Annotated in this window: 23 protein-coding genes; 22 read left to right on the top strand and 1 reads right to left on the bottom strand. The window is 28.5% G+C overall.

The genetic code is table 11. From position 1 onward, the window contains the following. The first annotated feature begins 38 nt into the window (after nt 1–38). The 22 genes from IC175_RS14305 to IC175_RS14410 all read left to right on the top strand — a co-directional run bounded on the left by IC175_RS14305 (nt 39) and on the right by IC175_RS14410 (nt 20,043). Nucleotides 39–1,388 carry a tetratricopeptide repeat protein gene (locus IC175_RS14305; protein WP_255613196.1) on the top strand — a complete coding sequence of 450 codons (1,350 nt, stop codon included), beginning with the start codon at nt 39–41 and terminating at the stop codon, nt 1,386–1,388. 180 nt (nt 1,389–1,568) lie between these two features. Then, nucleotides 1,569–1,940: a CidA/LrgA family protein gene (locus IC175_RS14310; RefSeq protein ID WP_227432786.1), complete on the top strand. Its 372-nt coding sequence runs from the start codon at nt 1,569–1,571 to the stop codon at nt 1,938–1,940. Continuing rightward, nucleotides 1,933–2,622, top strand: coding sequence for an LrgB family protein (locus IC175_RS14315; protein ID WP_227432787.1), 690 nt, complete (start codon nt 1,933–1,935; stop codon nt 2,620–2,622). Before IC175_RS14310 ends, IC175_RS14315 begins: the two co-directional genes overlap by 8 nt. Before the next feature lie 511 nt (nt 2,623–3,133). Further along, the gene (locus IC175_RS14320) at nt 3,134–4,000 is read left to right on the top strand and encodes a YitT family protein (RefSeq protein WP_227432788.1); all 867 of its coding nucleotides are present in this window, start codon (nt 3,134–3,136) and stop codon (nt 3,998–4,000) included. A gap of 245 nt (nt 4,001–4,245) precedes the next feature. Next, the gene (locus IC175_RS14325) at nt 4,246–5,055 is read left to right on the top strand and encodes an MORN repeat-containing protein (protein ID WP_227432790.1); all 810 of its coding nucleotides are present in this window, start codon (nt 4,246–4,248) and stop codon (nt 5,053–5,055) included. A gap of 159 nt (nt 5,056–5,214) precedes the next feature. Further along, complete coding sequence (locus tag IC175_RS14330; protein ID WP_227432791.1) at nt 5,215–6,279, top strand: CAP domain-containing protein; 1,065 nt, start codon at nt 5,215–5,217, stop codon at nt 6,277–6,279. A gap of 27 nt (nt 6,280–6,306) precedes the next feature. Then, nucleotides 6,307–7,026 (top strand): polysaccharide deacetylase family protein, encoded by a 720-nt coding sequence (locus IC175_RS14335; protein WP_227851656.1) that lies wholly within the window; start codon nt 6,307–6,309, stop codon nt 7,024–7,026. Between the two features lie 24 nt (nt 7,027–7,050). Next, nucleotides 7,051–7,635, top strand: a complete 585-nt coding sequence (locus IC175_RS14340; RefSeq protein WP_227432795.1) for an anthranilate synthase component II — start codon at nt 7,051–7,053, stop codon at nt 7,633–7,635. A gap of 1 nt (nt 7,636) precedes the next feature. Further along, entirely contained in the window at nt 7,637–8,986 is a 1,350-nt protein-coding gene (gene pabB, locus IC175_RS14345; RefSeq protein ID WP_227432797.1) for an aminodeoxychorismate synthase component I, read from the top strand. Continuing rightward, a complete protein-coding gene (locus IC175_RS14350; RefSeq protein ID WP_227432799.1) occupies nt 8,976–9,716 on the top strand; it encodes an aminotransferase class IV in 741 nt (246 codons plus the stop codon). Before pabB ends, IC175_RS14350 begins: the two co-directional genes overlap by 11 nt. 36 nt (nt 9,717–9,752) lie before the next feature. Beyond that, on the top strand, nt 9,753–10,454 hold the full coding sequence (locus tag IC175_RS14355) for a hypothetical protein (protein ID WP_227432800.1): 702 nt from the start codon (nt 9,753–9,755) through the stop codon (nt 10,452–10,454). 25 nt (nt 10,455–10,479) lie between these two features. Beyond that, nucleotides 10,480–11,052: a GTP cyclohydrolase I FolE gene (gene folE, locus IC175_RS14360; protein ID WP_003429416.1), complete on the top strand. Its 573-nt coding sequence runs from the start codon at nt 10,480–10,482 to the stop codon at nt 11,050–11,052. Nucleotides 11,053–11,118: 66 nt separating this feature from the next. Continuing rightward, the gene (gene folP, locus IC175_RS14365) at nt 11,119–11,910 is read left to right on the top strand and encodes a dihydropteroate synthase (RefSeq protein WP_227836044.1); all 792 of its coding nucleotides are present in this window, start codon (nt 11,119–11,121) and stop codon (nt 11,908–11,910) included. Nucleotides 11,911–11,920: 10 nt separating this feature from the next. Further along, on the top strand, nt 11,921–12,286 hold the full coding sequence (gene folB, locus IC175_RS14370; protein ID WP_227432804.1) for a dihydroneopterin aldolase: 366 nt from the start codon (nt 11,921–11,923) through the stop codon (nt 12,284–12,286). Continuing rightward, nucleotides 12,279–12,785: a 2-amino-4-hydroxy-6-hydroxymethyldihydropteridine diphosphokinase gene (gene folK, locus IC175_RS14375; RefSeq protein ID WP_227432806.1), complete on the top strand. Its 507-nt coding sequence runs from the start codon at nt 12,279–12,281 to the stop codon at nt 12,783–12,785. The genes folB and folK overlap by 8 nt, the downstream gene beginning before the upstream one ends. Next, complete coding sequence (aroF, locus tag IC175_RS14380; RefSeq protein WP_227851657.1) at nt 12,766–13,551, top strand: 3-deoxy-7-phosphoheptulonate synthase; 786 nt, start codon at nt 12,766–12,768, stop codon at nt 13,549–13,551. Before folK ends, aroF begins: the two co-directional genes overlap by 20 nt. A gap of 263 nt (nt 13,552–13,814) precedes the next feature. Then, the gene (dnaG, locus tag IC175_RS14385) at nt 13,815–15,602 is read left to right on the top strand and encodes a DNA primase (protein WP_227432809.1); all 1,788 of its coding nucleotides are present in this window, start codon (nt 13,815–13,817) and stop codon (nt 15,600–15,602) included. A gap of 17 nt (nt 15,603–15,619) precedes the next feature. Continuing rightward, complete coding sequence (gene rpoD, locus IC175_RS14390; RefSeq protein ID WP_227432810.1) at nt 15,620–16,786, top strand: RNA polymerase sigma factor RpoD; 1,167 nt, start codon at nt 15,620–15,622, stop codon at nt 16,784–16,786. 148 nt (nt 16,787–16,934) lie between these two features. Then, nucleotides 16,935–17,624: a class I SAM-dependent methyltransferase gene (locus IC175_RS14395; RefSeq protein WP_227831165.1), complete on the top strand. Its 690-nt coding sequence runs from the start codon at nt 16,935–16,937 to the stop codon at nt 17,622–17,624. Between the two features lie 13 nt (nt 17,625–17,637). Beyond that, entirely contained in the window at nt 17,638–18,735 is a 1,098-nt protein-coding gene (locus tag IC175_RS14400; protein ID WP_227482307.1) for a Nif3-like dinuclear metal center hexameric protein, read from the top strand. A 62-nt stretch (nt 18,736–18,797) separates the two neighbouring features. After that, nucleotides 18,798–19,379 (top strand): flavodoxin family protein, encoded by a 582-nt coding sequence (locus IC175_RS14405; protein ID WP_227432814.1) that lies wholly within the window; start codon nt 18,798–18,800, stop codon nt 19,377–19,379. Nucleotides 19,380–19,521: 142 nt separating this feature from the next. Continuing rightward, nucleotides 19,522–20,043 carry a GNAT family N-acetyltransferase gene (locus IC175_RS14410; RefSeq protein ID WP_227432815.1) on the top strand — a complete coding sequence of 174 codons (522 nt, stop codon included), beginning with the start codon at nt 19,522–19,524 and terminating at the stop codon, nt 20,041–20,043. Nucleotides 20,044–20,384: 341 nt separating this feature from the next. On the opposite strand, the gene IC175_RS14415 is transcribed toward IC175_RS14410, so the two are convergent. Then, complete coding sequence (locus IC175_RS14415; RefSeq protein ID WP_227432817.1) at nt 20,385–20,987, bottom strand: TetR/AcrR family transcriptional regulator; 603 nt, start codon at nt 20,985–20,987, stop codon at nt 20,385–20,387. Between the last annotated feature and the right edge of the window lie 98 nt (nt 20,988–21,085).

Raw genomic sequence — 21,085 nt, forward strand, 5'->3', positions numbered from 1 at the left:
TTATTTTAGTGAAAGATATAAAACAAGATATAGAAAACATGCCTAGAAAAATTTTAGATATATCTTTGATAGAAGAAAATAAAAGCGATTTAACTTTTTTTAACATAGAAGAAGAAGATGGTGATGAGACACTAAAAGCATTAAAACAAAGCTATGTGACTACTAATTATAAAGAAGAGACTCTTTTAAATTTACAAGGAGCTTTGAAGTCAAAGTCAGACACAACATCAAAGGAGTTGAAATTAGAATCATATAAGAGGTACAATAATGCATTGGACTTAGCGTATAAAGACTATATAACTAGTGCTGTTAATATGGTAAATAAAGCTTTAGAAATAAATCCTAAAGATATTGATATATTAAATCTTAGAGGGCTTCTAAAGTTATTAAAATGCGATTTTGCTAAATCATTTGAAAGTTTTTATACTGCTCTATGTTATGAAAATAATCATATATCAAGAAAATATGTTAATTTAATTTCATCTGAAGATTTCAAAACATTTTTAGGCAGATACAATCATTCTATAAGGTTTATAAATGAAGAAATGAATTATGAGTCAATACATATTTTGGAGAATATAGTAGAGGAAGAACCACAACTAATAGAACCATATGTAATCTTATCTTTATTGTATGATAAACTAGGTAATGTAAAAAAGAGAGAAGGATATTTGGATAGACTCAAAGAGATAGATAAAGATAATCCAGTATTTGAAAAAGAAGAAGAGAAACCAGAAGATACAAGTAAAAAAGAAGAGGAAAAACGAGTTAAAAAGAAGAAGAAAAATAGCTTACCATATATTATATTTGCTTGTATTGTAATTGCAATGGGTGTATATTTTATTCAAAGTAAAAAGAGAATAGAAACCTTGAATAATCAGATAAGTAAGAAAGATGAGAAGTTAACTGAAACTGATAAAAAACTGGGTGAAACAAATAAAGAATTAGAAAAAACAAATAAAGAGTTAGATGAAGCTAAAAATAAAGAACCAGAAAAAGAAATCACTGTAGCTAATGAGGAAGACTTATACTATAAGGCTTTAGATTTAAAGAAAAATAAAGAGTATGAAAAAGCGATAGATAGTTTCAAAAGTATAGTTTCCTCAGGAAAAACTAAAAAATACATTTCTGAATCAATATATCAATTAGCAATAACAAATAAAGCATTGAAAAATAAGGATGAAGCTATAAAGTATTATAAGAAGTATATAAATACGTATACTAAAAATGACCAGTACTATGATGATTCATACTATGAGTTAGGCATGCTATATTATGATAATGGAGATTTAGAAAATGCAAAAAAAACTTTTTATAGTTTAAGAAGTGAAGTTCCAGATAGTATGTATAACAATTCAAAAATAAAAGAAATTTTAAGCAAAAAATAGATTTATATAATTAAGTTTTTTGAAACAACCAAGTATGTATTTTATTAAATTAAAATAAAAATAAATTTAAAGAGAGATTGTATTAAATCATAACTTTCTATTTGAAGAAAGATATTTGCTTGTTTATAAGACTACAAATATATGGTTTGAAACAATCTCTTTAGTTTTTGGAGGTGGAAAATGAAAGTTTTCAATCAATTAGTAATAATTTTATGTATATGGGTAATAGGAGAGTATATAAGTTCATTTATACAAAGTGTTATACTTATTCCTGGGAGTATAGTTGGTATGCTATTATTATTCCTATTGCTACAATTTAAAGTGTTGGATTTAAGCAGTATAGAAAATATAAGTGGATTTTTCCTTGATAATATGGCTGTATTTTTTATACCAGCGGGAGTGTCTCTTATAAAATCACTAGACCTAATAAAAGAAAATGTATTAGTACTTTTACTAGTTATATGTCTAAGTACATTAGTAGTAATGTACACCACTGGAATTATAGTGGAAAAAATGATAAAAAAGAAGGAAGAAGGACAAAAGAATGTATAATGTATTACAAACACCAGTATTTGGTATAATAGTAACAATCGTGTTTTTTAATTTAGGGAGATACATTCAGCGAAAAACAAATAATCCTATATGTAACCCTATGTTAATTGCTATTGTAGGAATCATATTATTTCTAAGCATAACAAAAATTCCGTATGAAAATTACAAGATAGGAGCAGATAGCATAAATTTCTTTTTAGGACCTGTTACAGTAGTGCTTGCAGTTCCACTTTATAAACAGTTTGAATTATTTAAAAAGCATATGCTTGAGATTGTTATAGGAATAGGTTGTGGTATAATAATTTCTTTTGCATCTGTATTAATAATTGGTAAAATAGCTAATTCAGATGTAAGTATAATAAACTCACTTATTCCAAAATCTATAACAACACCAATGGGAATATCTTTAGCAAATTCTTTAAATGGTGTAGAGTCAATAACAGTAGTAGCTATAATTTTTACAGGTATTTTTGGTGGGATGGTTGCTTCAACTGTATTTAAACTTGGAAATATAAATCATCCAGTTGCTAAAGGAATTGCACTTGGGACATCAGCACATGCTCTGGGAACAACTAAAGCTTTTGAACTTGGAGAAGTAGAAGGAGCAATGAGTGGAGTTTCTATTGGGGTTTCTGGTACGATTACAGTAATATTAATCCCAATTATAATGAATTTTATGTAAAAATATAAAGTAACAATAGGCGTCTTTGAATACTTAAAACAAAATAAAATGAAAAAATTTTAAAGTAAAAACTGAATGAAAAAATTGCAAATAATGAAATAAAAAAATCATGTACTGAAATTATAAAAATAAAAATTTCATTTAAAACTTAATTATGAATAAAGAATTATATGGTTAAGTTTACTAAAATACTATAAAAATAAATATTTAAGAAAAAATACTATAAATTTACTATATTGCAAGTTGCATAATATATAGTATCATATTGTGCTAGAAGAATTTTAATTTGGAGCATAAATGAGAGAATTTAAGTACTTTGAAATTTTGGAATATAAAAAAATGCACTAGACATATATATAAAAGATACTATAATAGATGATGTAATAGATGACAGTTCAAGAAACTCTATGAAAAAATTTGCTTGAAATATTATCTATTACATCAGTAATAATATATATAAAAGTAAGTTTTTAAAATTCTAAAGATTTATAAGAATTGAAGGGAGAAAGAAATGAGTGAAGTTAAGAATACCCTACAAAAACATCCAGCTTTAAGATATTCAACAATGCTACTGGGGATGTTGATGACATCTATAGGAATAAATGGGTTCTTAAGACCAGCACATCTATTAAGTGGAGGTGCTACAGGTATAGCAACATCTATAAACTATTTGACAAATATCAATGTGGGTCTATTAACATTTTTAATCAATATTCCAATATTTATTTTAGGTTTTATATACCTAGAAAAAGAATTTTGTATTTCAAGTTTATTAAATATGATTGTATTTTCATTATTATTAGGTGCAACTCAGGAAGTAAGTAATATCATACCTATCAATGATATATTACTTCAAAGTGTGTATGGAGGTATATTATCTGGTTTAGGAGTTGGTATTGTATTTAGAACTAGGTCTTCTCAAGGTGGTACAGACATTATAGCTGCAATACTAAAAATTAAGAAAAATATAGAAATGAAAGATACTGCTTTAGCAATAAATGGTTTGATAGTACTTACAGGAAGCTTTTTATTTGGTTTAGATTTAGCATTATATACTCTCATAGGATTATTTCTAAATGCATATTCAATGACTTTTATTAAAGATGCAATGAATTATCAAAAATCTGTTATGGTAATGTCAACTGAAGTCGATTTGATAGCAGAAGACATAATGAGAAGTTTAGTTAGAGGTGTAACTTTCTTGGATGCAGAGGGTGCATACACTCATCAAAAAAAGAAGATTATATATACAATAGTTGCATCAAGTGAGATACCAAAGATAAAGGATATAGCTTTAAAATATGATAAAAAAGCATTTATATCTGTAAATGATGTTACAGAGGTAAAAGGAAGAGGATTTAAAGCAAAAGACTTATAAACTATAAAAATATAAGCTGAGGGTTTGTAATATGTAAATTTATATATTATAGTCCTCAGCTTCTTTTATTTAAAAATATAATAAATATGGTTTATTTACTATTTGTGTATCACTTTAAAAGAGGTTATTTTAAAATTAAAATTGAAAAAATTACTCAATGTGTAGAAAACATGACCAGTATTAGGATATAATAAATTTAATAGATTTAATAAAATATCTATGAATAACGTTGGAGGAATGGCATTATGAATTTATCTAAAGAATATGTTGATTTGTATGATAATTATTTAAAATATATAAATGAAGTAAATAAAGAGATTAAGAGCATAAAAAATATGAAAAAACGTGTTTTAAAAAAGGGTGATTTTGCATCAGAAAGTGAAGTCTTGGAATTAGAAGGAAAAACAATTCGTGATATAGATGATGTCGATACAAAAAAGCCAAAAAACAAAATATATAAATTTTCTAATGGAGATGTATATGTAGGAAAGTTTTTAGAAGGAAAGATGGAAGGTCAAGGTTCATATACTTTTTTTGTTGATGAAGGAACTGATATGGAGTACATAGGAGAATTTAAACAAGATAAAAAAAATGGAAAAGGAAATTTTGTATTTTCAAACGGTAATGAGTATATAGGTTATTTTGAGGAAGACATGATGAATGGCATTGGGAATATGCTCTATAACAGTAAAGATGAATATATTGGAACTTGGAAGAATGGCAAAAAAGATGGAAAAGGCATTTATAAATGGAATGATGGATGTATATATGCAGGAGAATTTAAAGGTGGAAAGATGGAGGGATATGGTATTTGTTATAATAGTGAAGGAGAAATACTTTATGAAGGAGAATGGAAAAATAATTTGATTCATGGAAAAGGAACTTACATATGGTCAAAAGGAAAGAAGTATGTAGGAGAGTTTATGCATGGTAAAAAACATGGTCAAGGTACTTTTTATCTAAATAATGAATTAGTTTATGAAGGAACTTGGAAATTTGATAAGCCATCTATCTTTGATAGAACTTTAGATGAAATATTTTCATTAAGATTGTAGCTTTATCTATTAATAGGTAAAGCTTTTTTATAATACTTATTAAATAAAAAACATATAAAGAGATGTTAATAGGATTTAATTAGTATATATTATCAGTATTAATACATGATAATGTATATATTAGAAATTTTTAGTGAAGCTTTTTAAAGGAGGAATATATTGAAAAAATTAATTGCTTTAGTATTAGTAATACTTATTGTTTTATTTTATAGTCCTGAATTATTGAGAGAAGTAGATGATTTGAAGGAAAAATTTTTTCAAAGCGAAATATGGAATGAGTTTTTAGATAAAATAAACTTAAGTGATAATTCAAAGAAAAAGGAAGATGAGAAAAATCAAAGCTCACAACTAAATAATAATGGAGAGAATAATTTAAACGAGACTAATATAAAAAATTTTGAAAAACTAAATTTAGGAGAAAACTTAAATCAAGTTTTAGCTAATATTGGAAAGCCTGGTAGAATTGATACTAGTGAATATGGATTTGACTGGTATGTATATAATCAATATGGAAAAGATTTTGCAATGGTTGGTGTTGAAAATGATGAGGTAGTTGCACTTTACAGTAACTCTATGAACTCATGTGAAAATCAAGATATAAAAATAAATCAAGATAGACAAACAGTAAGAAACAAGATTACTCCATTAAAATATAAGAAAAAAGGAAATACTAGATATATAATAAATTCAGAAAATCAATATGATATAATAAATAAGGAAGGTAAATATATTACAATTTTCTACGATATTCATGAAAAAAATAGAGTTTGTTCATATTTAATAATTGATAAAAGTACAGAAGATGAGTTCAAAGAATTATATCCAACTGATAAAGAAGAACTTAAAAAATGCTTTGAATTTGAAATTATAGACCTTGTAAATAGTGTTAGAAATCAAAGAGGATTGAATTCACTAAGATACAGTGAGCAAGCCACTTTAAGTTCAAGAAAACACAGTGAAGATATGAGAGATAATAATTTTTTTGACCATATAAACAAAAAAGATGAAACTCCTTTTGATAGAATGAAAAGAGAAGGAATAATATATACTTCAGCAGGAGAAAACATAGCAGCAGGACAGATTAATGCAATATATGCACATGAAGCTTGGATGAATTCAGAAGGACATAGAAAAAATATTTTGGGGAATTATAATAATATTGGAGTTGGAGTAATATTTGGAGGAAGTTATAAAACGTACTACACTCAAAATTTTTATAAATAACTAAAATATTTGAAAGGAAGTTTAAAAATGACACCAGGGAAAAAAAAGACAATATTTAAGAGTTTAATAGCAGTAGTCTTGTTTTGTGGAATAATACTAATAGCCAATTTTAGTAAAGTTTCTGCTTTAATGATGGAAACGAATGAAAATATTTTAATTAAACATGGTTCAAGGGAAAAGAAACTAATAGCAATTACCTTTGATGATGGACCTCATCCTAAAGAAACTGATCAAGTTTTAGATGTGTTAAAGAAGTATAATGTAAAGGCTACATTTTTTATAGCTGGAAAACATGCACAGTGGTATAAAGAACCACTGGTAAGAGCAAGTAAAGAAGAGCATGAAATAGGAAATCATACTTTTAATCATCCTGATATAAGCAATTTAACTTCTAGTCAAATTGAAGAGGAGATTGTTAAGTGTGAAGAAATTTTAAAGAAAGTTACTGGAAAGAAGCCTACATTATTTAGACCACCATTTGGGAGTTACAGAGAAAAGGATTTAGTAGAAATTGCAAAAAAGCATAATTACAAAGTAGTTTTATGGACAGGTGTAGATGTGAGGGATTGGAAAAATCCTGGAGCTAATAGTATCGCAGATAAAATAATTAATAAAGTACAAAATGGAGATATAATACTTTTACATGACTATGCAACTGATGATACAGTCAAAGCTTTGGATATATTTATTCCAAAGATGATAGAAAAAGGTTTTAAGTTTGTTACAGTTTCTGAATTAATTAAATAATTTTTTTGGGGGGAGATTTATAGTATGATTCTCATGATAGACAATTATGATTCTTTTGTGTATAACTTAGTACAATACATAGAAGAATTGGGGGAAACAGTTATAGTAAAAAGAAATAATGAAATAACATTAAGAGATATTGAAGAACTAAATCCAGAGATAATTGTGTTATCTCCAGGTCCATGTTCTCCAAAAGAAGCTGGGGTTTGTATAGATATTGTTGAATATTTCAAAGATAAGAAGCCTATACTAGGAATTTGTTTAGGTCACCAAACTATTGGACATGTTTTTGGTGGTAACATAATAAAAGCACAACAACCTGTTCATGGAAAAGTATACAGTATAAACCATAGTAATAAGGGAGTTTTTAGTAGTCTTAAAAATCCTTTAAATGTTACTAGGTATCATTCGCTTATAATTGATTCTGATACAGTTCCAGATGAACTTGAAGTTACAGCAACAACAAGTAAAGGTGAAATAATGGGAATTAGACATAAGAAGTATTTAATAGAAGGAGTACAATTTCATCCAGAAGCTATTTTATCAGAGTATGGTCATGAAATGCTGAAAAACTTTATAAAAGAAGCTAGGGAAAGGATACATAGATAAAATGATAAGAGAAATAAAAACTAAATTAAATTCTTTTGAGATATTTACTATTTTTAGAAATGAAAATGATAGTTTTATATTAGATAGTGCTATGGACAAAGAAAAGTTAGGAAGATATTCTTTTATAAGTAGCCAGCCATTTAAAGTGTTAAGATATAAAAATACTGATGAAAATCCATTAGAAAATTTGAAAAAAGAATTAGATAAATATAAAGTTGTAAATAAAACTGACTTACCGTTTATAGGTGGAGCTGTAGGATATTTGTCTTATGATTTGGGAAATTATATAGAAAAATTACCTAGAACTGCTATAGATGATATTGAGATGCCTGATATGTATTTTGGATTTTATAACCATGTTATAGTAATAGACCATTTGAAGGGAAAAACTTACATAGCCACTCCAGATATAGATATAAAAGTAGAAGAAAAAATAATAGCTGATATAGAAGAAAAAATATTAACAGGAGAGAAAAAAGGAATAGATAGTATATGCTATCAGGAAAAAGATGTAAAACCTATTCAACTTAAATCTAACTTTACAAAGGAAGAATTTAAAAATGCAGTTGGAAATGTTAGAGAGTACATAAGACAAGGTGACATATATCAAGCTAATTTGACACAAAGGTTTAGTGGGGAAACAGAATTGACAAGTTTTGAGTTATATAGAGATTTAAGAAGATTTAGTCCAGCACCATTTGGAGCATTTTTAAATTTTGAAGAAGCACATATCTTATCAAATTCTCCAGAGAGATTTATAAGATGTATTGATAAAAAAATAGAGGCAAGGCCAATAAAAGGCACTCGACCAAGAGGGAAAAATAAGGAAGAAGATTTAAAGCTTCAAGAGGAGCTTAAAAATAGCGAAAAAGATAGAGCAGAGTTACTTATGATAGTGGATTTAGAAAGAAATGATATTGGTAGAATATCCAAAACTGGAAGTGTCAAAGTTCCAGAGTTGTTTGTAATTGAACCTTATGCAAATGTAAATCATCTGGTTTCAACAGTTGTAGGTGAACTAAAAGATGATAAGGATGCTACTGATATAATAAAAGCAACTTTTCCAGGTGGTTCTATAACAGGAGCACCTAAAATTAGAGCAATGGAAATCATAGACGAACTGGAACCAACACAGAGAAATGTATATACTGGTTCAATTGGATATATAGGTTTTAATGGTGATATGGATTTTAATATAGCAATTAGAACTATAATAAAAAAAGACAAAAAAGTATACTTCCAAGTTGGAGGAGGCATGACTTGGGATTCTGACCCAGATGAAGAATACCAAGAAACACTAGATAAAGCAAAATCTATAATGAAAGCCTTGAGGGGATATTATGAAGAATAATTTAAGCTTTAATAGTAGCTTGAGTAAATTTGGAATTGGGTTATTTGAGACTATTAAAGTTAAAGATGGTATAGCTATAGATTTAAATACACATATAGATAGGATGCTCAATTCGATAACATGTTTGGATTTGAATATAAATTATGAAAAGCGATTTCTAATAGATGAAATTATTAAATACATAAAAAAAGAAAATATTATTAATAAAGCACTTAGGATTACCGTTTTTGATGAAGGTTACAATATATCTATTAGAGAAATTCCATATAATAAAGAAGCATATAATAAAGGTTTTAAATTGACTATATCTCCGATAGTTAGGGGAGATAGCCTAATTTATAGACATAAGACTACTAATTATTTTGAAAATATATATACTAAAAATATTGCAAATAAGAATGGATACAATGATGGTATATTTATAAATTCAGATGGTGTGATTTTAGAATGTTCTATGAGTAATATATTCTTTATAAGAGGAAGTAAAGTATATACACCCAGTAGTAAATTACCAATTTTAAATGGAACAATAAAAAAAAGGATTATAAAGATTTGTGACGAATTACATATAGAGTTGATGGAAAATGAAATTAACATATCAGAAATTAGTAGTTTTGATTTTGTTTTTGTCACAAATAGTCTTATGGGAGCAATGAAAGTTACAGAAATTGACAAGACAGAATTTGGCAAAGAAAATATTATTTTTAATAAAATAATAGAGTGTTTGTAATAAATTAAAATATTAACAATTTATTGGAGATAAGAGATGGCAAGTCATACTTATAAAGTATATAGTGAAAATATTAAAAAAATAATAGACAATCCAAATACATTAGCAGTATTTCTAGTGGGTTCTAGTAAAGATGTAGATTTTAGTTTTTATAATGTAGAAGTTAATGATATTGATGTATTCGTTTTTGTAAAAGAAGGGGAAAAACAAGAGCGAGTACTGTTTGAACAAAAGGGAATAGAATTTGATATAAATTATTTTTCAAAAGATGGTGTAAAAAAATTATTGTCAGATAGAGAGTACTTCTTTGTGAAAGAGATGAAGGATGCTAAAGTACTATTTGATATGGAGAATATATCCAATACTATAAAAGATATGAGCAGAGATATTTACTTAAAAGGTCCTAGCAAATTGTCTTTAGAAGAAAAGTCTTTTTTAAAACAAGATATTGAAACAAAAATATCAAAGTTGAAAAATAAAGAAAAATTTGATGTTTTTGAATATCATTTTTTGACGAATTTATATTTAAAAGATATAATAATTGGGTACTTTAATATAAATGATAAATGGGTACCAAAAGATAAAAAATTGCTAAAAGTTTTGAAAAAAGAAAATAAGGAACTTTTTAACCTAGTATCAAAGGTAAGTGAAAGTTATGACTATCAAAAACTTTTAGATGTTTATAATTATATTTTTAAAGAAATTGAGACAAAAAAGATTATAAAATTAATCTTCTAGTCACGAGTCAATGGGGGGAGTTTAAATGAATAAAGTAGATAAAGAAAAAATACAACATGCAGTAAGAGAAATATTAGAAGCAATTGGTGAAGACCCAGATAGAGAAGGTCTAATAGAGACTCCAAATAGAGTTGCTAGAATGTATGAAGAGATATTCTCTGGTCTTAGTGAAGAACCAAGAGACCACTTAAAAGTTCTTTTTGCAGATGAAAAGCATGAAGAACTAGTACTAGTAAAAGATATTCCATTTTATTCATGCTGTGAGCATCATTTGGTTCCTTTTTTTGGAAAGGCACATATCGCTTATTTACCAAAAGGTGGAAGACTTACAGGGCTTTCTAAGCTTGCTAGAGTAATAGACACATTAGCAAAAAGACCTCAATTACAAGAAAGAATTACTAAAAATGCAGCAGACATAATAATGGAAGAGTTACAGCCATATGGTGTTTTAGTAGTAGTGGAAGCTGAACATATGTGTATGACAATGAGAGGTGTAAAAAAGCCTGGTTCAAAAACTGTTACATCAGCAGTTAGAGGTATATTTGAAAAAGATATTGCATCAAGAGCTGAGGCTATGAGTTTAATTACTATGAAGTAGTAAATTATTGTAGATAAAAATCGTTTGATAAGATATAAATTTTAATTTAAGGGAGTGTCATTAACTGTGTTTGATTATGGTAAAAGAACTTATATAATGGGTATATTAAATGTAACTCCAGATAGTTTTTCTGATGGAGGAGACTTTAGTAATTTAGACATAGCAATAAAACATGCAAAAGAAATGGTTGAACAAGGTGCTGATATAATTGACTTAGGTGGTGAATCTACACGTCCAGGTCATAGCTATGTGGATTCAGAGGAAGAACTAAGAAGAGTAATCCCTGTGATAAAAAAACTTAAAAAAGAATTAGATATACCAATATCAATAGATACTTACAAGTCAGATGTTGCAGAAGAAGCTCTAAAATTAGGTGTCACTATGGTAAATGATGTTTGGGGGCTTAGAAGAGATAAGAATATGGCTTCTGTGGTAGGAAAATATGATGCAGAAGTATGTATAATGCATAATCAAGATGGAACAAACTATGACAAAGATATAATGGAGTCAATAAAGGACTTCTTTAAAGAGAGCATAAAAATGGCAATAGACTGTGGTGTAAAAAAAGAAAAAATAGTTCTTGATCCAGGGATAGGGTTTGGGAAGACATTTGAGCAAAATATAGAAGTATTAAGAAGATTAAATGAATTGAAAGAATTAGACTATCCTATTTTACTTGGAACATCCCGAAAATCAGTAATAGGGAAAGTACTTCCAGTTGAACCTAAAAAGAGATTGGAAGGAACAATAGCTACTACTGTACTTGGAATAAGAGATGGTGTAGATATAGTTAGGGTGCATGATGTTTATGAAAATTTAATGGCAGCTAAAATGACTGATGCAATATATAGAAAGTAGGTGTAGTATAATGGATAAAATATTACTTAGCAATCTAGGATTCTATGGATATCATGGTGTGCTTAAAGAAGAAAATTTTCTAGGTCAGAAATTTTTTGTCGACATGGAACTTTATGTTGATTCAAGAGAAGCAGGACTTAGTGATGATATAAATAAATCTGTAAACTATGCTGAAGTTTATAGTGTTGTTAAGGATATTACAGAAAATAAACAATTTAATCTTTTGGAGGCTTTGGCAGAGAACATTGCTGAAGAAGTCTTAAATAAATTTAACCTTGTAAATGGAGTTATGGTTAGAGTTAGAAAGCCAGAAGCTCCTGTAAATGGAATTTATGACTACTTTGGTGTTGAGATAAGGAGAACAAGAGATGAATAAGGCTTATTTGGGAATAGGGACGAATATGGGCAATAGATTTGATAATTTATCAAAAGCATGTGAACTTTTGAGAGATAGTGATTCTATATATGAAGTAAAAGAATCAAAATTATATGAAACAAAGCCATGGGGATATACAGAACAAGCAGATTTTCTAAATATGTGTGTAGAGATAGAAACAGAGTTTGAACCTTATGAGTTGTTAGAATATTGTCAAAAAATAGAAGAAGAATTGCATAGAGAGAGAATAGTACATTGGGGTCCAAGAACTATTGATGTAGATATACTATTTTTTAATGATGTAGTTTCAACTGATGAAAGATTACTAATACCACATCCAAGGATTCAAGATAGAGCTTTTGTTTTGATACCACTTATGGATTTGAATGAGGAACTTTTAATAAATAAAAAATCAATAAAAGAATATTTAAATCTCCTATCTGCTAAAGAAATAGAAGAAGTAAAGGAGCTTGTAGGTTATGAGAAAAAACCTATTTAATGATAATTCAAAGATAGTGATAAATACAAATAATAAAGAAATAACTGTAAAAGAAGATAAACTTGTAATAGCTGGGCCATGTGCAATAGAAAATTATGAGCAACTTTTAAAGACTGCTAAATTTGTAAAAAGTCATGGTGCAAATATTTTAAGAGGAGGAGCATATAAGCCAAGAACATCACCAAACTCATTTCAGGGATTAAAAAAAGAAGGTCTTGAAATATTAAAAGCAGTTAAAGAAGAGGTTGGGATAGCTGTTATTACAGAACTTATGGATATAAGAGATATGGATGAATTATATAGTATCAGTGATATAATTCAAATTGGCTCAAGAAATATGCAAAACTTTACTCTTTTAAGTGAAATCGGAAAACAAAATAAGCCTGTTATGTTAAAAAGAGGAATCGCATCAACAATTACTGAATGGATAGGTGCAGCAGAATATATAGCAATAGAAGGAAATAGTAACATTATAATGTGTGAGAGAGGTATAAGAACATACAATGATTATACTAGAAATACATTAGACTTAGCGGCTGTACCGATTATTCAAAAAGAAACGGGACTTCCTGTTGTAGTAGACCCAAGTCATGCTACTGGAGTTAGATATTTAGTAAAACCTATGTCAATGGCATCACTTGCATGTGGAGCAGATGGAATAATGGTAGAAGTTCATCCAGACCCAGAAAATGCTCTATCAGATGGGATTCAATCTCTCTGCTTTGATGAATTTGAAGATTTGATGAAATCAATTAGTGTTTATTAAAAAGAGGCAAGAGCCTCTTTTTTATTCGTGATAGTTTTGATGTAAATTTATAAGATAATAGATATATAATTTAATAGTTAGATTATTTGACATAAATAAAAATCTAATATTGATGTAATTAACATAAAAAATAAAAATTTTTTGATTAATAAGAAGGATATCAATAAAAAAAGTCGAATTCTGTATATTGAGTGATTGACAAATTTAGAATATAGTGTAGAATAGAAATGTTAACACAAAAAATTACACCAGAAGGTGATAATATGAATGATATAAAAGACGTTATCGAAGAAATAAAAGCTAGATGTGATATAGCAAGTATAATATCTGAATATATGAATATAAAACAATCTGGAGCTAATTATAAAGGATTATGTCCATTTCATGGAGAAAAAACTCCATCTTTTTATATAAATACATCAAAACAAATTTATAAGTGTTTTGGCTGTGGTGAAGGTGGAGATGTGATAAATTTTGTCATGAAAATGGAAAATTTAGATTTTATGGATGCTGTAAAAATTTTAGCAAATAAATGTGGTATAGAAATTAATACCAACATGAATGAAGAAACTAGAATGAAAATAGAGAAATCTAAAAAGTTTCAAGATATTCATACAGAAGCTGCTAGATTTTATCTTTCAAACTTATTGGGAAGTAAAAATCTTGGGTATGAATATTTAAGGATTAGAGGATTAGATGATAAAATAATTAAAAAATTTGGTCTAGGATTTTCTTTGGATTCATGGAATTCTCTTATGAATGCTCTTATTAATAAAGGGTATACAAAACAAGATTTATTGGAGTGCGGTCTAATTGCAAGAAATAGAGATGGAACTAATTGCTATGATAAATTTAGAAATAGAGTTATGTTTCCTATATTTGATTATAGAGGAAATATAATTGGATTTGGAGGAAGAGTACTAGATGATTCTTTACCAAAATACTTAAATTCTCCAGACACATTAATTTTTAATAAAAAACAAAACTTATATGGACTAAATTTTGCTAGAAAAAATTTAGATAATAAAACTATAGTCTTAGTTGAAGGATATATGGATTTAATTTCACTTTATCAGTATGGTATAAGAAATGTAGTAGCAACCCTTGGAACAGCCTTGACTGAACAACAAGGTATTTTAATAAAAAGATATGCGGATACTGCTATTATATCTTATGACTCTGATGAAGCTGGAATAAAAGCGACTTTAAGAGCTATAGATATACTTATTAAATTAGGTATTACTGTAAAAGTTTTGGATTTGAAAGACTCTAAAGACCCAGATGAATTTGTAAGAAAGTACGGACTTAGTGATTATAAAAAGGCAATGGATGTTTCTACTCACTACATAAAATATAAAATAGATCATCTTAAAAAAGAATTCAATATTCAAAAAGATGAAGAACGAGTGAAGTTTGCAAAAGAAGCTTCTAAGATTATAAAACAATTGACAAGTCCTGTAGAAATTGATTTTTATACAAAATATTTAAGTAATCAAATAGATATTAATGTCGAGTCTATAAAAAGGGAAGTGTATGGTAAAAACTACAATAAGCCATATAATAAAAACCAGAAAAAGATAGAAGAAAAAGTAATTGAAAAAGTCGAAGTTAGACAAGATGGAAAACAATTAGTTGAAGAAACTCTAATAAAAATAATGTTAGAAGACAAAAAAATTAGAGAAATAGCTCTACTTAAAGTAGAAGAAAGTGATTTTTTATTGAATGAAAGTAAAGAAATTTTAAATTACATGATTAAAAATCAAGAATTGGACAAAATAACTATTGACAAATTGAAAAGTTTAAACATATCCGAAGAATACTTAAAAGAATTAAATTCAATTTCTTTGAATAGTATAAACTTAGAGAACACAAAAGAAATAGAAGGAATAATAACAAATATCAGAAAGAACTCATTAGAAGAACAAATTAATAACTTGTTGAAAGAACAACAGGAATTAGAAAATAATAATGATATGAAAGAGGTAGATGGTAAAGTTATGGAAATTGCTTTAAAAATAGTTGAGATAAATAAAATTTTAAAAAGCTTGTAGAGAAAGGAGGTTTGAGTGTGGAAAATAAGTCGAATAAAAAAGAGTTAAAAAAAGTTACCGCTAAGACACTAATAGAAAAAGGAAAAAAGCAAGGTTCATTGACGCTTGCAGAAATAATGGAAGCTTTTTCTGAAACTGAACTTGATAAGGATCAGGTAGAAAATCTTTATGAAACTTTAGGTAATTTGGGAATAGAAATAACAGAAACAAAGAACTATAAAGCTGATATAGACTTTTCGGCTACTGATGACGATTTAAATATGAGCCACATAGATGAAGATGCAGAAGTAATTTCACATGAGGACTCTTCTGCAATAGAAATAGAAACTGTGGATTTATCTTTACCAAAAGGGATAAGTATAGACGACCCTGTTAGAATGTACTTAAAAGAAATAGGAAAAATTCCTCTACTTAAGCCACATGAAGAGGTAGAATTTGCTAGAAGAATGCATGAAGGTGATGAGATAGCAAAGCAAAGATTAGTTGAAGCGAACTTAAGACTAGTTGTAAGTATAGCAAAAAGATATGTAGGTAGAGGTATGCTTTTCTTAGACTTAATACAAGAAGGAAATTTAGGTCTTATAAAAGCTGTTGAAAAATTTGACTATACAAAGGGCTATAAGTTTAGTACTTATGCAACATGGTGGATAAGACAAGCTATAACACGTGCTATAGCAGACCAAGCGAGAACTATAAGAATACCAGTGCATATGGTAGAGACTATAAATAAATTAATAAGAGTATCAAGACAACTACTTCAAGAACTTGGAAGAGACCCAAAACCAGAAGAAATTGCAAAAGAAATGGAAATGACAGAAGATAAAGTAAGAGAGATAATGAAAATAGCTCAAGACCCAGTGTCTTTAGAAACTCCAATAGGCGAAGAAGAGGACAGTCATTTAGGAGATTTTATTCCAGATGATGATGCACCAGCTCCAGCTGAGGCAGCAGCATATTCTTTACTTAAAGAACAAATAGAAGATGTACTTGGCTCATTAAATGATAGAGAGCAAAAGGTATTAAAGCTTAGATTTGGTCTTGAGGATGGAAGAGCTAGAACTCTTGAAGAAGTTGGAAAAGAGTTTGATGTAACTAGAGAAAGAATAAGACAAATAGAAGCAAAAGCACTAAGAAAATTAAGACATCCAAGTAGATCAAAAAAACTTAGAGATTATTTAGATTAAAAAGATACATCATTAATGTTTTTGCAATAAAGGCCATGGGATAAGTGATATCTCATGGCTATTTTGTGGTAGAGATTTTATATTATTTTTTATCTTGGTTTTAGTTTAAAATCAAGAACAAATAAAAAGATTGAAAGGAGATATATCTTTGAAACTAACAGATAGATTATTAAAAATAGCATCATTGGTGTCAGATGGTAAAAAGATAGCTGATATAGGAACGGACCATGGATACATACCAGTTTATTTGCTAAAGGAGGAAAGAGTTCCATTTGCAGTGTTGGCAGATGTTAATAAAGGACCTCTTGACAATGCACGAAAAGAGGTCATACAGAACAATCTTTTAGAGAAAGTCGATTTACGATTGGGTTCTGGTATAGAGGTACTAGAAATAGGTGAAGTTGAAGAAGTAATAATTGCTGGTATGGGAGGTATATTGATAAGTGAGCTTCTAGAAGCTAAAAAAGAAGTAGCACATAGTATAGAAAAATTGATATTACAGCCTATGCAGGCACAAGAAGAGCTTAGACGCTATCTTCTGAATAATGGATATGAAATTTTAACAGAGGCTTTAGTGAGAGAAGATTTTAGGATATATGAAATAATAGTTGCCAAATATACAGGTAAAAATACTATAATAGAAGATGAGATACAGTTTGAAGTTGGAATAAAACTTTTAGAAAATAAAGATTCTCTTTTTTATGACTTTGTAGAAAAAAAAATAAAAACATATAGTGCTATAGTTAATCAACTAGAAGGTAAACATGGAGAAGAAATAGATAGGAAGAGAGAAGAAAGTAAAATAGCAATAAGAAAACTTGAAAATTTAATAAAATAAATAGGAGGTAAATATGTTACTGAAGAGTCTTACTAGAAAAATTGAAAAAAAGTATCCTCTAAGCTTAGCTGAAGATTGGGATAATGTAGGTCTTATAGTTGGAGATTTTGATATGGATGTAAAGAAGATTCTGGTATCCTTAGAAGCCAATGAAAATGTAATCAATGAAGCTATATCTCAAAATGTTGATTTAATTGTTACACATCATCCTTTTATATTTGGAAAAATTAATAAGATTAATAGCGCCGACTTAAAAGGTAGACTTATACAAAAACTCATTAAAAATGATATAGCCCTTTATTCTATGCATACCAATTTTGACATAGCATTTGATGGTCTAAATGATTATTTCATGGAGATTATGGGATTTAATAACTCAAAAGTTTTAGATGTCACTGAAAATGAGACTTTATACAAACTTGCAGTATATGCTCCATGTAATTATTCAGAAGTGTTGAGAAAGGCACTAAGTAATTCAGGAGCAGGCCATATAGGAAATTATAGTAACTGTACATTTTCTATAGAAGGAGAAGGTCAATTTAAGCCATTAGAAGGCTCAAATCCGTTTCTTGGAAGTATAAATGATATAGAAAGTGTAAATGAGGTTAAAATTGAAACTGTAGTACCACAGAAGCATTTAGGTGGAGTGATAAGTTCTATGATAGATGCACATCCTTATGAAGAAGTTGCTTATGATTTGTACAAGCTAGAAAACAAAGGAAAAACATTTGGATTAGGTAGAATAAGTAAACTTGATGAAAGTACAACATTAGAAAATCTTTCTAATAAAATAAAAGAAAAATTAAATATGAAGCATATAAGGGTAGTTGGAAGTCTTAATACCGAGATAACAAAAATTGCTGTTGTAACAGGAGCTGGTTCTGAGTTTGTGAAAAAGGCTAAGAGACAAGGCGCAGATGTTCTAATAACTGGTGATGTAAAATATCATGAGGCACAAGATGCACTTGATATGGGAATATGTATAGTAGATTGTGGACATTTTGATACAGAAGATATATTTAAACATGTTATGAAGAGATTTTTGGATGAATTTGAAGAGATTGAAACAATAAAAAGTAATGTATATTTAAATCCATTTAGTATCATTTAATGGTACTTGATAATAAAAGCACTATATAAAAAATAAATTTGATTTTGATTAGGGGGATAAAAATGAAAGTAGCAGTGATTTTTCATAGCGTTTGTGGAAGTACATATTTATTAGCAAGGGAGTATAAAAAGGTACTTGAAGAAATGAATATAGAGGTAGATATATTTAAAGTAAGTGATGAGGTTGCAAAAACACTTCCTCAGTACTATTTGATAAATTCAAAGGAACATAAAGATGAATTTGAAAGTATAAATGTAATTAAATCTGGAAAAGAATTACTAGATTATGATGCAATATTTATGGGTTCACCAACATATTATGGAAATGTATCTGGTCAAATGAAGATGTTTATGGACAGTTTTTCTGATGTATGGGTAGGAGCACCTTTAAGTGGAAAAATATTTGGTTGTTTTGCTACTGCAGGTTCACAACATGGAGGAGGAGAACTAGCTTTACAATCAATGAATATATTTGCTCAACATATGGGGATGACGCTTTTATCAGTTCCATGTACAGTAAGAGGAGGTCATCCAGCATATGGAATACTTCATATAGCAGGAGATAACTCTGATATAAGACCAAGTGATGATGTTAAGTTTGGTATAAGAGATTATCTAAACAGTCTTAGTATATATAAAAAATAGATATATTTTCAGCAATGGTTTAACCTTACAATTCATTTTATACTTGGACAGATATTATAATCTAAATAAGAGCTAATTAGAGTTTCATTAGACTAAAAAGATGTGGTGCGAAGGTTGTTTTATATAATAGGAGGATAGCAAAATGCGCTTTGAGAGGCTAAGAACATATGAAGATAAATTGTATTTAGAGGCAATAAAGTTATACAATGTAAGTTTTCCTTTTCATGAACAGAGAAACCCATCTTTACAAGCAGAAATTATGGGTCATGAAGAATATCAATTTAACTTAATTTATGATGAAAACGACATGGTTGGTATCATTTTATGCTGGGAAACAGAGAATTTTATTTATGTGGAACATTTCTGTATCAATCCTGAAATGCGCAATAAAAAGTATGGAAAAAGAGCTTTGGAGCTGTTAAACCAGCGAGGCAAAACTGTTATTCTAGAAATCGACCCTCCCATTAATAAAATTTCCATCAAGCGACAAGGTTTTTATGAGAGGGTTGGATATAAGGTAAATGATTTTGAACATATTCACCCACCATACCATGAAGAATGCAATGGACATCAGTTAATTTTGATGTCTTATCCAGAAACATTGACAAAAGTTGAGTATGGTAATTTCAATCAGTATTTAAGAAGAACAGTAATGGGGTTATGATTCAGAGTAGGTATAATTTATATGTGCCTTATTGAGATATTTTACGAAACATCATTTTTGCTGTTTTTAAAAATGGCAAGCATGAAAGAGTGGTATATACCAGCCCATTCTTGCCAATCATATTTTCATGCAAGTCAAGAATAAGGAAAACACCAAAACTCGTATAAACACTACATTTTTATGAGTTGTTGGTGTTTTCTATATTTTTAACTCAGTTTTCTTTGCTTACTCATAATAACGAGGCCAAATCTTATATCAGTTTTTAATGCCATTTTCTCTCAGATATACTTTTGATGTCATTGTTCAATTTTAATACATAGATGTTCATTGTCGATATTCTCTTATTCTTCAAACAAGCTATATGGAACTTGTAAAGTTCTGCATAGTAAATTTATAATTAAAAGCATCTGTTTTTCTTTGCTTAATTCAGCAAATGATTTATCATGTAATAATCCACTGATACCTTTTAGTACAAATGGCGCAAGCCATTTAGACTCACTTAAGTCTTTTTTATCTGCTAATCTGAGTATTTCAATAATCATTGTCCTAAAAGAGGGCAGAATTGCTTCTAAGGTTAAGCTGTGAATAGATGATAAAACTGACCAATGAATAGCTCCATCAGATAATTTCGAAAATTCATCCATTCCGCTGTCATAGCATTCTATAAGTTGTTCCAATCTCATTCGTGGGGAAATCTTATCGGATTTCTGACTCATCAGTTTAGAAGTTCGCTCTCCTTGCATTTTCATGAAGAGTCTTAAGGCTTCATCAAATAATTCTTGTTTGGAAGAAAAGTAATGGTAGAACATTCCAACTTCTCCACCAACCTCATTTAATATCATGCGAATAGAGGTGCTTTCATAACCGTTTTTTAGAAACAACTGTAAAGCGCATTTAAGTATTTCTTCTCTTTTACCACCTTCTAAAATAGGTTTTCGTGCCATTTATTTAATCCTCCCTTAAACAGAATGGTGTTTTGCTTAAAGAATATCACAATGTATAAATAACGTCAATAATAAAAAGAATAATGTTCTTATAATTA

The organism is Clostridioides sp. ES-S-0123-01, assembly GCF_020658415.1.
GTDB lineage: Bacteria > Bacillota > Clostridia > Peptostreptococcales > Peptostreptococcaceae > Clostridioides.